We start from the raw sequence: 14,093 nt of genomic DNA on the forward strand, positions 1-14,093 counted from the left end.
GGCGAGGCCGGTGCTGCCGGGCCCGTACCGCCGAAAGACACCTTGCCCGGTGCGAAGGTCCAGGTCAGGGCTTCAGCAGCGTCACCTTTTGCACTGCAACTTGCACCGCCGTAACCTGCTGCTCCTTCTGTTGCACCGCAACGAGAACTCACCAGCCGGAGGCTTTTGTGGGTGAACCGACCGTGCTCTTCACGGAGCTGGCACGTGCTTTAGTCCAGGCCCTGGACGCGTGGGCAGCAACGGTCGGGCAAGCGACCGACATCGACAAGCGGCCCACACGCGCAGGCCTGATCGCGGAACTGGAGAGGGGCAGAAGAGAACTGGAAGGCCTGGGCCGGAACCGAAAGAAGATCGATGAGCCTTTGCTGGCATACTGGCTCAAGGGTCGTGATCAACTCCTCGTGGGCAGGAAGCGAAACAGGCTTCCCAGCGAAGAGGACAGCGCGGCCATCGCCCGCGTTCTTTCGGAAAAGGCGTGTCACAGCGCCGCGCAACTACCCCGGATCAGCACCGAAATCGCCGACCTTTCGCGTCGCCTCAAAAACGAAGGCGGAATTCGCTGGCGAGACGAGGTCCTTGCGAGCCTCACACGCGAGGCCGACCCGAGCGGAAATAGGGAACCGGATAGCAGCCCCACCTCAATGGCCGTACCTTCGGCAGCCGCAGAATCTCAAGGCACTCCCAACTCGTCCCGGGCACACACCGGCTGTGCCACGCCGATCGCGTCCTCCACGGGCACGAACGGGCAGGATGCTTCCGCCTCGCCGCCGCTGACCACCAGTGGCAACTCGCACGGCGCGCCCCGGCCTGACGGGAGGCAGTGGCCACGGCGCGAACGGCACGGATGGGGCAAGGCATTGGGCAGTGCTGTTGCTGTTGTCGTCACCGCTGCGGCCCTCATCACCGCCCTCGTAGTGGCGACGTCCGACGAGGGCGAGAGCACTGAATCAGGTGCCGAAAGCGACGCCCCCCATAGGCTGCAGCCAACCGGCGCGGTCCCTCCCGCGCAGGGAACTCTTGCGGAAGCCAGTATGTCGCCCCCCGGCATGGAGAAGGGAGCCCTGGGTGAGGACAGTCGGTGCAGTGCGCCCTTTCAGGGTCCGGATGCGATCATGTGGCGGGTGTGCACACGTGTCGAGAGCGACCGCGTCTCCTTCGCCTTGAAGATCACCAACCGTAGCCGGGCAGAGGCCACGGTCAGGGCTCATCTGGAGTACGCCCAAGCCAGCAAGTTCCACCGGTGCCCGAACGCGCCCCACCCCCAGAAGCTCAGCGTCCCGGCAGGTAAGACCCTCATCACTGATCCCAGGCAGTGCACTGCGCCCCGCAACCAGACGCCCTTCGCTTATCAGGGGGTTGGCTGGGTACTCGCTGAAGAAGCCACTGCCGGCTCCTACGAGCTGTCTCCCACCGCCCATGTCTATCCCGACCGGGTCATCTGGAAGCCGGACCTGGTGTGACACCGAGCACCGGCCCGAACCGGACGGAGCGCAGGAAGTGATGGTCGTACGGCGTTCAGGTGCATCGCGCGGGCATTCCTGAGCTGCTGCCCAGTACTCGCCCCGCGGAATGATGTTGTCTGCCCTTGCCCTCGCCCGCTCAACCTCGCCCGGCACCGACCTCAGGTGACCAGGTCGATGGCGTTGCCTGGTCGGACATGTCGTGGTGAGCCGTTCGAGGTGATGGCTTCTCAGGTACGCCGAGACAAGAGGGCGACGAACGCGATGTAGGTGATGGCGGCGGTGGCCACGAACCAGAAGTACGGATCGCCGCTTCTTCCGGATGCCAGCTCACCGATGAAGGCGCTGAGATTCCCCACGGTGAGCACGATGCCCGTGCCGGCCCAGGCCCATCCTCCGATCCGGGCGAAGCGCTCGTCGGGAGCCTTCGCGGTGAGGCCCTGATAGGTCTCGCTCCGGCGTCCCAGCAGCACTAAGGCAAGACTGCAGACCGCCAGGATCCCGAACGTCACCAGGCCGAGAGCGAGGTGGCCGCCGGCAGTCGCGGCCACGAGGCAGGCGACACCGACGGCGAGGAATAAGCCGGGGACGGACCGCCTGGCTGCGTTACTGGTCTTCTGCTGGGCCTTCTCCCCAAGGCCAGGCAGTCACTCAGCAGGCGTTGCCCGGCGACTCGGCGAGCGGTGGCGGCGGTAGTAGGAGAGGGTGACGGCAGCGAGTAGCGGGCCCCAGAGGACCAAGGGTTGGTAGAGAATGCCGACGACGAGGTTCCCGGCAGGCGTCATGTCAGTGTGTGGGTATGTCCACCACCACGGGACATTGGCCCAGAGCAGGGTGAGCGCGACCGCGCTGAAAGCGGCAGGGACGGCGGCGGCCAGGGGACGGACTCTTCGCCCTCCGATCAACGGTACCCAGCCAGGCACGACCTCGCCCCACGGCCGTACCAGACCGATCGTCAGGAAGGCGCCCAGCTCGCAGAGGACGCTGAGTGTCAGCATCCACACCTTCGCCCCCACCGTCTCGAAGCCGGCGAAGCCTGCATCGCTGTATCCAGCCGGGTATCCGAGCACCAAGAGGATGCGCCACAGGCCGCTCGGCAGGACCACCAACGTCGTCAAATGCGCGGCGCATACCGCCCAACGAGGAGCCGGCGCTGCGGAGGTGACAACAGTGGGCGGGTTCGACCGAATGCTCATGTCAGCCATCTTCACGCGCTCCGCGCAGCGTTCCATCGTCCTGCGTGGCTGTCTCAGACAGCCACCTGGTACGAGACCTGGACGACGTGGTCAGCCGCGCGGGGGAACCGCCGTCATGCTGCGAGACGATGGACTGAGGGACTACGTTCGGATGGTTGCCTGCACACCGGGGCGAACCAAGCGGCAGTTGCCTCGGCCGTAGCCCGGGCCCCGCCGTCCGGCCGGGAGCAGACCGAGGCTGAACACCGCCACGCCGCAACCACTGATGATCCACCTGCCCGGATGGCTGGCCTCGGCGCGCCGGGGTTACTCGCCGAGGTCCGCTGTGAGCGTGGTGCGGGGCACGCTGAGCACTGCGTCGTAGGCGTCCAGGGCGGGAACGGGAAGGAAGCCGTCGTCCATGCGGATGCAGGTGGGCTCCGGCAGGTCGTGGTCCCGGGAGTGTGCGCGCAGTGCGTGGAGGTCCACCAGTGCTGGTGCCTCCGGCACCCCCACGAACAGGGCCTCCAGGCTGTCGGGGATCGCCGTCGGGGCGTCGGCTGCGGACTGGCGCATCCCGGCGGGATGTGCGGGATCGGGCACGTTCTGCACGGTCCGGCCGCCGCCGCTTGTCAGGGCCACGGACACGTAGTCCGTTCCGAGTTGCTGGGCGAGGGCGTGCCCCATGGGAATACGGGGAAGCGGACTGCCTTCGGGGCTTGCGGTGCGCTGGATGTGGGCGTTGTGCGCGGCGACCACGATGCGGGTGCCCGGTGCGGACTGGTCGAGCAGCTCCAGCAGGCTGTCGGCCAGGTAGCGGTCGCGGGCGGCGAGATCGGCGGCGTCCGGTGTGCCGCTGAGCAGTTCGGACATCGCGCGCTGCATCTGGTCGGTGCGCCAGGCTGCCCAGACGTCCGAGAGAGCGCGTTCGTAGGCGTGGTGTCCGCTGCGCTGGACGTAGATCTCGCGCATGGCCGTGACGCGGTTGAGCAGCCGGCCGAGCGTTGCCGAGAGCCGGTCCTGCGGCTCGGGGCCGAGGGCGAGGCGGGCGTGGGCGGAGACGAGGCCCGAGCCACCCGTGAGCGGCTCCGCCAGTTTCAGGGCGGTACGGGCATAGTGTGCCGCGCCGGGATCGACGTCGGTCAGGTAACTGGCGACCGGCTCCAGTGCGGGCGTCAGCGAGCCGCCGGCTGCCGGGATGTCGAGGCCGGCAAAGCGGACCGGGTACGCTGCCGTGGCGTTGTGGGAGCGCAGCCACCGTATGGCGTCGCGGCCCTCGGCGGACTGGCCCGGATAGCCGTCCGGATGAGGCGTGAGCAACGTGTCGAGGTCGCCGTTCCCACCCTGCACCCAGGCATCGACGGCCCGCCCGGAGGAAGCGCCGAACTCCACGGCGTAGACGGTGAATCCGCACTCCTGGACCAGGAAACGCAGTATGCGTTCGCGCAGCAGCCCGAACTCGCGTATCTGGTGGGAGTTCTCGCCGAGAGCGACCACTCGCGCATCGCCGACGAGTCGGTGCAGCACCACCAGGTCGTCGAACGGGGCGTTGGGATCGTCGGCGGTGAGACGGACTGCGTTGCGGGTTGTCCATTCGGCGAGGGTGAGTGGATGACTGGTGCCCATGATCGCGACCCTAGCAGTCGGCGCTCAGGCTGGGGGCGGGGCTCGTTGGTAAGGCGGCAGTCAGGACAGCAGCGCGACGGTCAGCAACTGGCGGGTCAGCGGCCGGAATTGGGGCGCAGCCGGCTGTTGGCGGCGCAGTGAGCTCCTCATCAGGGCGGCGCCGGCGACGGTCCGCACAGACGCTTCAACCATGGAGCGCGAACGACGCCCGGTCCTGCCACTTCGCGCCGTCATACACCAGGAGGTCAACTGACGAGACCCGGGACGTGAAGGGTGGTTGGCTGAGGAGGTCGGCCTCGATCTCCTCCAGGACAGCGTCGTCCTGGCCGTCGGCGATGGTCAGGTGGGGCACGACTTCGGTGAACTTGCCTCCGTAGGGAGGAGCTTCGGGCCACCGGTGAGTGAGCACCTCGGTGAGTCGCCGCAACCGCATGTCTGGCTCAGGACGGAGAAACAGCACACCCGGAAACCGCCCGCAGCTTTCAAATCGCAGGTCAAAGGCATGCTGCCTGCCGAGCATGTCAGTCAGAGCCGAGCAGGCACCCTGATCTGTTCGGCTCTCGTCGAGGAATGGGAAAAGCACCGTGATGTGTGCGGGAACCCCGGCTCGGGCTGACGGATCGAACCGCTCACGCCATGCGCGGACGGCCGGCTCTGCTTCCGGGATCCTGACGATGAGTCCTGTCTGGCCCGCCTGAAACCTACTCGTGCTGTGGTCTGCCATGCCACGGCATGTTGCCATCTCAGAGGCTGGCGACGGCACTTACGAGGCAGCTGTGCTGTGGCGGGTGTGTGCGCCGGGGCCGGCCCGTCCCCCGATCGGGCCGGCCGCGGCGCTGTCCTGATTCTCAGCGGGCTGGTTCGTCGGCGAGGTAGGGCGGGGCGGGCTCGTACTGGATGTAACGGCGCACGGCACGGGCGTGATCGCGGCCGTGCAGCTGTCCGACCAGCCAGAGTGCCATGTCGATGCCTGCGGACACGCCCTGGCTGGTGACCAGTTCGCCGTCGACGACATAGCGTGCGTCGCGGACCACGGTGATGTTCCCGCGTGCCTGAAGGGTGTCCTCAAAGGCGTGGTGCGTGGCCACCCGGCGGCCGCGGGCCGCGCCCGCCTCGTGCAGCAGGAGGGCCCCGGTGCAGACACTGGTGGTCCAGGCTGCCTGGTCGGAGGCTTTGCGGATCCACTCGATGAGGACGGGGTTGGTCACCTCGGTGCGGGTCCCGTTCCCGCCGGGCACGAGCAGCACGTCGAGCGGCGGGTGCTCGTCGAAGGTGTGGTCGGGCAGCACCCGCATGCCCTTGTTGCAACGGACAACGTCCCGTCGCTCCGCGATCAGCACGGTGGTGTCGTCCTGCTCCCGGATCATGGCGGAGGAGGTGAACACCTCCCAGGGACCGACGAAGTCCAGTTCCTCGGCCCCCTCGAACAACAACAGCCCATAGGCCGTCATGCGTACTCCTTGTGGGATCGGAATCTGTCCCGGTATTCGGACGGCGCGATGCCGACCTGACGGTGGAAGGAGCGCCGCAGCGTCTCCGCGGTACCGAAGCCGCACCGGTGGGCGATGGCCTCGATGGGATCGTCGCCTTCGACCAGCGCCCGGCGTGCCGCCTCCACCCGCACCCTCTCCACGTACGACGCCGGCGGTATGCCGAGTTCGGCAGTGAAACGGCGCTGTAGGTGACGGGGACTCAAGCCTGCTTGAGCGGCCAGATCGGCGATGCCGTGCCGTGCGCCGGGATCCGTGTGGATCGCCGACACCGTGGTCCGGATCGGATCGCTGGACGGCTGGCGCGACCACAGCGGCACGCTGAACTGTGACTGGCCGCCGGGCCGGCGCAGGAAGAGCACCAGTTCCTGCGCGACGGCATGGGCGATGTCCCGGCCCCAGGTCGTCCTCCACCAGGGCGAGCGCGAGGTCCATACCGGCGGTCACACCGGCCGAGGTCCACACCCGCCCGTCCCTGATGAAGATCGGGTCGCAGTCCACCCGCAGCTCCGGATGCTGCCGGGCGAGCTGGCCCGCACGGGACCAGTGGGTGGTGACCCGGCGGCCCTCGACGAGGCCGGCGGCCGCCAGCAGGAACACCCCGCTGCACACCGAGGTGACGCGCCGGGCGGATGCCCCGGCCGCCGCGATCCACTCGGTCAGCGCGCTGTCCCGCGCCGCCTGGTCGACGTTGTCGCCGCCCACCGCCACCAGGGTGTCGATGCCGCGCGGGTCGAGCTCGGCCACACCGTGTCCGGCCAGTACGGGCAGGCCACTGGTCGACCGGACCAGGCCGGCGGTGGGCGCCAGGATCTGACAGTCGTAACCGCCCGAGAGCGTCCCCGCGTACTGGAACACCTCGTGCGGGCCGACCAGATCCAGTGACTGGAAGCCGTCGAAGATGACGAAGACGATGCGACGTTGTTGCACGTCTTCAGCCTGCTGGCCCCGGGGGATGGCGTCAACGACGGGCATCCCACCATTCGTGCCATCACCCGAGGGCCTCCTGCGACATGGACGCGGCCGGGTGCTTGACGACTCGGTGGGCACGGCACCGAAGACCTTGGTGTTGCGGTGGGGATTCGGGGAGCGCGGCGGTGTATCGGGGCTGTCGGTCGGGTGTGGGTGGGATATCGGGGCTGTCGGGTCGATGTCGGTGCGGACTGGCACCTTTCGAGAGGTCCTGCCGGGTGCCCCATCCGGCTGTGTGGGTTCGGGAAAGGTATCTCTCGTGCATGACGTAGTGATCGTGGGCGCAGGCCCGGTCGGTCTGTTCCTTGCCTGCGAGCTTGGCCTCGCTGGCTGCTCTGTCCTGGTGCTTGAGCGGGAGCCGGAGCGCCACTCCCCGTTCAGGGCGAAGCCGCTCGGGATGCGGGGCCTGTCCGCCGCGTCGGTGGAGGCGTTCTACCGCCGCGGGATGCTGCACCAGCTGCGGGTGGCATCCGGCGTCCATGACGATTCCGGCGCGGACCCCGCTGCGCACGAGCCGGCACCCCCACGTGGCGTGGGCCATTTCGCGGGCATGGTGCTCGATCCGGCCCAGGTCGATGTCGCCGCCCTGCCGTACCGGCTTCCCAGCCCGGCGGCGGAGGGCATGCTGACCTACCTCGAAGCGGTCGAGACGCTGCTGTCCGAGCAGGCCTCCCGGCTCGGCGTGGAGATCAAGCACGGCGTCACGGTCTCGGCCATCGCCCAGACCGATGAGAGCGCGGTCGCGCAAGCCGGCGGGCAGGAGTACGCGGCGCGTTGGGTCGTCGGCTGTGATGGCGGACGCAGTGCGGTACGTGGGCTCGCCGGCTTCGAATTCGTCGGCACCGAGCCACAGTTCACCGGTTACACCATGCACGCCACCGTCGCCGATTCCGAGGAGTTGCGTTCTGGGATCAACCTGACGCCGACAGGCATGTACCTCCGGCTCTCGGAAGGGCACATCGGCATGATGGACTTCGACGGCGGCGCGTTCGACCGTTCGCAGCAGCCGACCCGTGACCATCTCCAGGCGGTGCTGCGCCGGGTGTCCGGCACCGACGTGACGCTGAGCGAGGTGCATCTCGCCTCGAGCTTCACCGATCGGGCGATGCAGACGACGACCTACCGACGGGGACGGGTCCTGCTCGCGGGCGACGCCGCTCACATCCACTCGCCCCTCGGCGGGCAGGGGCTCAACACCGGCCTCGGCGACGCCATGAACCTGGGGTGGAAGCTCGCGGTGACCGTGCACGGGTATGCGCCGGACGGGCTGCTCGACACCTACACCCGCGAACGCCATCCGATCGGTGCCGGGGTGCTCGACTGGTCGCGCGCCCAGGTGGCGGTCATGCGGCCGGACCCGCATGGCCAGGCGGTCCAAAAAGTGGTTCGCGACCTGATCGGGACCCGGGACGGAACGACCTACATGTTCGAGAGGATATCGGGAGCGTCGATCCGTTACGACCTTGGCGGCGAGCATCCACTGGTCGGCCGCCACGCCCCGGACTTTCGCCTCGAGAACGGCACTCGGCTCGGCGACCTGATGCGGGACGGACGGGGCGTCGCGCTCGAATTCAGCACCGACCGGTGCCTGCACGAGTCAGCGATGGGTTGGGAGGGCCGGATGCGGTATGTAGCCGGTCCGGCGAGAAATGACCTCGGATTGGGTGCCGTGCTTGTCCGGCCCGACGGCGTAGTCGCCTGGGCAGGTGAGCGCGCCCCTGATCGTGAAGCGTTTGAGCGGGCGGCCAGTCAGTGGTTCGGTGCTCCGGAAAACTAAAGCAGCCACTTCGTTCTCGTCAGCGGCTACTCCGTTCCCCTGAGTGGTTACCTCGTTCTCTTTTTCCGTCGCCGGCACCCGGACCGGCCCGTGACCTGGCTGAACACCGCAAACGCGGGCGACAAGGTGATGGACCTCGAAGCCCGCTGGCAGACAGACGTACTCGACGCGCGCCCGGACGTGGTGTCGATCCTCGTCGGGGTCAACGACATGGGCTGCCACACGCTGGACCCGAAGGGGCACGTGATCCGGGTGGAGGAGTTCGAAGCGGGTTACGACCGCCTGCTCGCGCCCCTCGCCGAGGCGGGCACGAAGCTGATCCTCATCGAACCGTTCCTCCTGCCGATCCGCGGCGTCGTCGAGGCCGGTGCCGCGCTCATCGGAGAGGAAGAGCGAAGGGAATGGCGCACCGGCCTGGACCCGAAGATCCAGGCCGTGCGCAAGCTCGCCCGTAAGTACGGCGCGCATCTGCTCGCTGCCGACGGCATGTTCGCCGAGCTCGCCGCGACGACCGGGCCGGAGTACTGGGCCGCGGACGGCATACACCCGACGCCGGCCGGTCACGCCGCACTCGCGAGCGGCCTGGCTGCGCCTGGTCGCCTGACCGGGCCTCGCGATCGGCTGCGAGCGTGACCGCGTATGCCGCCTGCTACCTGCCGCCTCTCGCCTGCCGCCGGTTTGAAAACCCTCCGTCAGTTGAAGGATGTAACGCCGCCTGGCCCCCCGTACGTTGGCACCGCCGCAGCGAGCCTCAGCCATGTACGGGGGGTCCCTCTCCTGTCCGGAAGGCGTTGCTGTGGCGAAAAGGCTGGTCATCGAACCCGCCTCACAGGCAAGAACTGCCGAAGGAGAACAGACCAACCATGATCACCGAGTCGACCCCCCACGGGTCGGTGCGGCGGACGATGGCCGCATTCGCCGCGGTCGCCCTCGCCATGCTCGCCACCTCAGTGTCGCCGCTCACGACCGGAACGGCCCACGCGGACACCCCCACCCTGGCGGGCCTGTCCCTGTCACCTCGCCTGCCCCAGGCGGACGGCCTTGCGGCGTCCTTGGACCTGGCGAAGGACTCGCCGGACTACAAAACCGAGATCGTCATCAACAAGTCGCCGATCGCGACCTGGAGCATCGTGCCCAACGGTGACGGTAGCTTCCTGATCCGCAACGACAAGACACAGAAGTGCCTCGACTTCAACACCGACAACGATCACCTCGTCGAGCCGGTGTACTGCGACCAGAACAACACCAAGCAGAACTGGTACCTCCAGCCCGCGCCCGGTGGTGGCGGCTACTACCTGATCCGGAACGTCAACACCGACAAGTGCATGGATGTGTTCGGCGGAAGCAGCAACGACGGCACCACAGTCGGCATCTCCGGCTGCAACCGTGGCAGCAACCAGGAATGGACCATCGGCCCGACGCCCAGCCCGGACTACACGGGTCCCACCCTTTCGGACCTGGCCACCGCGTACGCGCTGAAGCAGTGCAGCAACAGCTCCAGCATCATCAAGTCGTGTGATTACGACATCACCGGCGACAGCGTGGCGTCCGTGGGGAACCTGCAACGGGTCAGCTCCAACGTGTGGAACAACAGCACCGACCCCGCGGACCGGACCATCACCTGGACGCAGACCTCGTCCCAGACCAACACGGTGGGCACCTCCCTCACCGTCACCAGCGAGGTCGGCATCAACGTCGAAATCGTCACCGCCAAGGTCAGCACCGCGATCAGCGCACGCTACGAGCATTCGTGGACGCAGACCGACACCGTGAGCGATGCCAACAAGATATCCGTGAAGCCGAACAACTACAGCTGGGCGATGCGAGGCCAGCTGATGAAGACGGTGACGGGTCAGTGGAAGTTCACCAATGACCTCGGTGACACCTGGTCCGGGGAGGGCACCGCCACCGTTCCCGCCGTCGACGGTACCGACGGTCTCAGCAGCAACCTGGTGCTGTGCACGAGCGACAGCCTCGCCAAGGAGTGCGTCGACAACCGGTAACCAGCGCAGGGCTGCAGAGCGCTGCACCTGATGTCTGACGGCACGCCGTCGGACAGTTCCCCGGCTTCCGCTATCGGAGCCGGGGAACAACGCGTTGGTCCCGCCGCACCCGGCACCGGTCAGCAGCAGACGTCTACGGGGGCGACTGGCCGGAGTTCTGCCGGCGGGTCACCTCCGCGGCGATCTCGACCCGTGAGGTCATCGCCAGCTTTCTGAGGATGCTGGACACATGGGTGCTGACGGTGCTTCGGGCAATGGACAGCCGAGCCGCGATCTCGGGATTGGAACACCCTTCGGCCACATGCTCCGCAACCAGGCGCTCCGTATGGGTGAGTGCCTGCCAGCCGTCGCGAACGCCGGTCCGGGCCCGGTGGGAGCCCCGGCGGACGGCGACCGCTCGCAGCCGGGAGGTCGCCTGTGTCACGTCCCAGACCGCGCCCAGTTGCGTGTACGTGTCCAGCGCCTGGTCGAGGAGGAGACGGGCCTCGTCCGGTCGCCCCCGGCGGGCCAGTATTTCCGCCGCATCGGTACAGGTGTGTGCCGCGTTGAGCGGCCGCGGAGCGTTGCGGTAGCAGCGGACCGCTTCCATGAGCAGGTCGGGGTCCTCGTTCAGCAGGCCTTGGCAACGGTAGGCGTCACCGAGGTGGTAGAGGCCGCCGCTGTGCTCGGCCCGCTGCTGCGCGGCGGCGGCGTATCGTCGTGCGTCCTCGTGATGCCCCCGGGCCAGCGCCAGTCGGACCAGATCAGGCGTCAGGAAGCCCAGGATCAGCTGGCCCGGCAAGTGGCCGACGCCCTCGTCGAACGCCTCGGCAAGCCGGCCGTAGGCGCGCTCGCTATCGCCCTGCGCCTCGTCCAGAAGGGCGCCCGCGCACAGCGGCAGATACTCGTAGAAGGCGGCGACCGTGACGTTGTCGATCTCGGGCGGCGTGGCCTTCAGGTGTGCTTCGGCATCGGGGCGCCGGCCTCTGTGCACGGCGATCACCGCTGCCACCGCCCGCAGTGCCCGGCTCATCGAGGCGGCCTGGCCGCCGTAATCGAGACCTGCGGCGACCTCCGCCAGCGCATCGTCCCAGTGCCCCGAGTGAAACGCGAGCAGCGCGCAGGACAGGTGGTACCAGGGCAGGAAAACCCCTCCGGTGCGCTCCGCCGGTCTTCGTACGGCGGCGAGGGTCTGCCGGGCGTCCGGTCCGAGGTCGAGGTCGATGTAGCAGTTGCCCAGGGAGAGTTGCAGCCCCAGCCACTGGGCCGGGTGCATCGTGTCGGGTGTGAGGCGGGTGGCCTGCCGCGCCAGTTCGACCGCTTCCGCGTCCGGCGTTTCGAGGAAGCGCTTGGCTGCCAGGACGTGCAGGGCGCTGGCCAGGGCGAAACCGTCATCGGCCTCGTCGGCGACGCACCGGGCACGAGAGGCGACCGCCCCGGCTTCGGTGAGGTCACCCAGCGCGAAGAGACACACCGCGCTGAACGCCTGGAGCCGGACCCGCTCGATCGCCGGTAGGTCCGGGCTCCGGTATCCGGCCCGTGCCTCTGCCAGTGCCAGATCCGGTCGGCCGCGGGCGAACGCTGCCTGGATGACGATCCAGCGCAGCAGGCATTCCAGACCGGGTTCCGGTGCCTTGGCCAGGGCGGAGCGGGCACTTTCCTCCGCTTCGGCGAGGTGACCGGAGGAGAGCTGTGCGACGGCGTGGTGCAGTGGAAGATTGCCGTACCCGGCATGCGTGGGGTCGCCGAGTTCCAGCGCCGTGGTGATCAGCCGTAGCGCCATGGCCGGTGCCCGGGTGGTGAGCCGTGCCGCGGCTCCCTCCAGCCACGTGATCAGGAAATCCGGGCTCGGCACCCCGTTGAGCAGGTGCTCGGCGACGCGTTCGGGCGCTGCCCCGGACTCGGCCAGACACTGTGCCGCTCGCGTGTGCAGCATGGCCCGCAGCGGTCCCGGCACGGCGTCGTACAGCGCGTGCCGGATCATTTCGTGACGGAAGCCCAGGAAGGGGCCGGAGTCCGTCAGTACCCCGGACGCCTCGGCCTCCGCCATGATGCTCAGCAGGTCGCGTATCGGGATGTCCGCGACCGCTGCGAGTTCGGCCGTGGTGCAACTGGCGCCCAGTACGGAGACGATGCGCAGCATCTGCAGCACGTCCTCACGCAGGTACCGAAGCCGGTGCGTCACCAGAGCGGTCAGCGGCGGCAGCGAACAGCCGGGCGCGATGTCCGCCAAGGAGTCGTCGCCGGTCTCAATGGCGTGCTCGCGCTGCAACGCGGCGATCAACTCCGTGATGTACAGCGGGTTTCCGGCAGCTCCCTCGGCCATGCGCCGCAGTCGCGGGCCGGCCTCCCGGCCGCACAGCTCGGTCAGCAGGGCCGCCACGGCTTGTGCATCCAGGGGTGCCAGTTCCAGCAGGGTGTGGTTGCCGGTGATCCGGTTCCGTGACAGGCGGTCGACGTCCCCCGCTCCGGTCAGCGGCCGGTGGGCGCCCACCACCAGCAGCGGCAGTTGGTGCACCGACCGCACCAGCTTGTGCAGCACCGCCACACTCGCCGAGTCGGCCCACTGGAGGTCGTCGAGGAACAGCGCCAGCGGGCCCTGCGCGCACAGGTCCTCGACCAGCCCGACCAGCGCCTCGATCGTCGCGGCAGCTGCTCCCGCCGCCTCGCTCCTGGCGCCCGGCAGACCATAGCGGGCATCGCCGCGCAGCACCTCGGCGGCCTGCGCCCGCCGGTCGTCCGAGGGGGACTCCTCGATCCTCAAGCAGCTGGAGATGAAGGCGAACGGGCAGTGCTGGGCCAGGCTCTGGGCACGGCCGTACAGCACCCGTATGCCCATCCGCCGTGCGTCCGCCGCTGCCTGCTCCAGCACCGCGGTCTTCCCGAGACCGGCCTCACCCACAACGAAGCCGGCCTGCCCTTCCCCCGCGAGCGTGGACTCCGCCAACCTGGAGAGCTGCGCCAACTCAGTCGCACGACCCAGAAGACGACCTTCGAAAGATGTCATGCAACCCCCACGCGCCATGCAATGTCAGGGATTTCATAGCACACGTCTTGGATATGCCTAGTAAGGGACCACTCTCTGGACGGATCGTCCGGAGGTCTTCGCCCACGCCCACGGCTGATGGGAAGCCGTCCGTTCGGATCACCGAGGGCGGCCCTTCAGGTGATCTTTCGGACCGCTTACGGGGAGGTGGCCGCCGCAAGGGGTACGGCGTTGCAGCAAGCACGCCCCTTGAACCCCACGAGGAGATCGGCCATGTACGCAGCAGTCCGACGGTACGAAGGGGTGACCGATCCAGGCGAGGCAGCACGCCGGGTCAAGGAAGGGTTCGTACCACTCATGCGCCAAATCCCCGGCTTCGTGGCCTACTACTGGATCGATGCGGGGAACGGAGTGATGGTCTCGACCAGCATCTTCCGCGACCAGGCCGGCGCCGAACAATCGGTATCCCAGGCAGCGGATTTCGTGCGTGACAACCTCGCGACACTGCTTCCCCATCCGCCCCTGGTATCGGCCGGAGAGGTCGTGGCCTCCGCCTCCTGACCGGCGGCAATAACGGCCGCTGTCCGTGACGCGCCCCGGCACCCCGCTGACCAGGCCGGACAGT

Annotated in this window: 12 protein-coding genes and 1 pseudogene; 5 read left to right on the top strand and 8 right to left on the bottom strand. The window is 68.3% G+C overall.

Features of this window, described 5'->3' with window-relative positions:
• Window positions 1-167: 167 nt before the first annotated feature.
• Entirely contained in the window at window positions 168-1,460 is a 1,293-nt protein-coding gene (locus tag ACGF4C_RS14405; protein WP_393566250.1) for a hypothetical protein, read from the top strand.
• A gap of 230 nt (window positions 1,461-1,690) precedes the next feature.
• Here the strand turns inward: ACGF4C_RS14405 and ACGF4C_RS14410 are convergent, their stop codons facing one another.
• From ACGF4C_RS14410 to ACGF4C_RS14440, 7 genes and pseudogenes are all read right to left on the bottom strand, one after another.
• Window positions 1,691-2,011, bottom strand: coding sequence for a hypothetical protein (locus tag ACGF4C_RS14410; protein WP_393566252.1), 321 nt, complete (start codon window positions 2,009-2,011; stop codon window positions 1,691-1,693).
• A gap of 96 nt (window positions 2,012-2,107) precedes the next feature.
• The gene (locus ACGF4C_RS14415) at window positions 2,108-2,665 is read right to left on the bottom strand and encodes a hypothetical protein (protein ID WP_393566253.1); all 558 of its coding nucleotides are present in this window, start codon (window positions 2,663-2,665) and stop codon (window positions 2,108-2,110) included.
• A gap of 297 nt (window positions 2,666-2,962) precedes the next feature.
• Window positions 2,963-4,261, bottom strand: coding sequence for an erythromycin esterase family protein (locus ACGF4C_RS14420; RefSeq protein WP_393566254.1), 1,299 nt, complete (start codon window positions 4,259-4,261; stop codon window positions 2,963-2,965).
• Between the two features lie 60 nt (window positions 4,262-4,321).
• Complete coding sequence (locus tag ACGF4C_RS14425; protein WP_393566256.1) at window positions 4,322-4,453, bottom strand: hypothetical protein; 132 nt, start codon at window positions 4,451-4,453, stop codon at window positions 4,322-4,324.
• Window positions 4,446-4,985 (bottom strand): 2'-5' RNA ligase family protein, encoded by a 540-nt coding sequence (locus ACGF4C_RS14430; RefSeq protein WP_393566257.1) that lies wholly within the window; start codon window positions 4,983-4,985, stop codon window positions 4,446-4,448. Before ACGF4C_RS14430 ends, ACGF4C_RS14425 begins: the two co-directional genes overlap by 8 nt.
• Before the next feature lie 124 nt (window positions 4,986-5,109).
• A complete protein-coding gene (locus ACGF4C_RS14435) occupies window positions 5,110-5,712 on the bottom strand; it encodes a DJ-1/PfpI family protein (RefSeq protein ID WP_393566259.1) in 603 nt (200 codons plus the stop codon).
• Window positions 5,709-6,681 (bottom strand): annotated as a pseudogene (locus ACGF4C_RS14440) (GlxA family transcriptional regulator). The gene ACGF4C_RS14435 and the pseudogene ACGF4C_RS14440 overlap by 4 nt, the downstream one beginning before the upstream one ends.
• A gap of 301 nt (window positions 6,682-6,982) precedes the next feature.
• On the opposite strand from ACGF4C_RS14440, the gene ACGF4C_RS14445 reads away from it, so the two are divergent.
• The 3 genes from ACGF4C_RS14445 to ACGF4C_RS14455 all read left to right on the top strand — a co-directional run bounded on the left by ACGF4C_RS14445 (window position 6,983) and on the right by ACGF4C_RS14455 (window position 10,503).
• Window positions 6,983-8,500, top strand: coding sequence for an FAD-dependent oxidoreductase (locus ACGF4C_RS14445; protein ID WP_393566261.1), 1,518 nt, complete (start codon window positions 6,983-6,985; stop codon window positions 8,498-8,500).
• Between the two features lie 90 nt (window positions 8,501-8,590).
• The gene (locus tag ACGF4C_RS14450) at window positions 8,591-9,133 is read left to right on the top strand and encodes a GDSL-type esterase/lipase family protein (protein ID WP_393566262.1); all 543 of its coding nucleotides are present in this window, start codon (window positions 8,591-8,593) and stop codon (window positions 9,131-9,133) included.
• Window positions 9,134-9,363: 230 nt separating this feature from the next.
• Window positions 9,364-10,503: an RICIN domain-containing protein gene (locus ACGF4C_RS14455; protein WP_393566263.1), complete on the top strand. Its 1,140-nt coding sequence runs from the start codon at window positions 9,364-9,366 to the stop codon at window positions 10,501-10,503.
• Between the two features lie 133 nt (window positions 10,504-10,636).
• Here the strand turns inward: ACGF4C_RS14455 and ACGF4C_RS14460 are convergent, their stop codons facing one another.
• Window positions 10,637-13,507 carry an ATP-binding protein gene (locus ACGF4C_RS14460; protein WP_393566265.1) on the bottom strand — a complete coding sequence of 957 codons (2,871 nt, stop codon included), beginning with the start codon at window positions 13,505-13,507 and terminating at the stop codon, window positions 10,637-10,639.
• Between the two features lie 234 nt (window positions 13,508-13,741).
• On the opposite strand from ACGF4C_RS14460, the gene ACGF4C_RS14465 reads away from it, so the two are divergent.
• A complete protein-coding gene (locus ACGF4C_RS14465; protein ID WP_393566266.1) occupies window positions 13,742-14,029 on the top strand; it encodes a hypothetical protein in 288 nt (95 codons plus the stop codon).
• The last annotated feature ends 64 nt before the right edge of the window (window positions 14,030-14,093 follow it).

This window comes from Streptomyces sp. NPDC048197, assembly GCF_043202395.1.
GTDB lineage: Bacteria > Actinomycetota > Actinomycetes > Streptomycetales > Streptomycetaceae > Streptomyces > Streptomyces siderophoricus.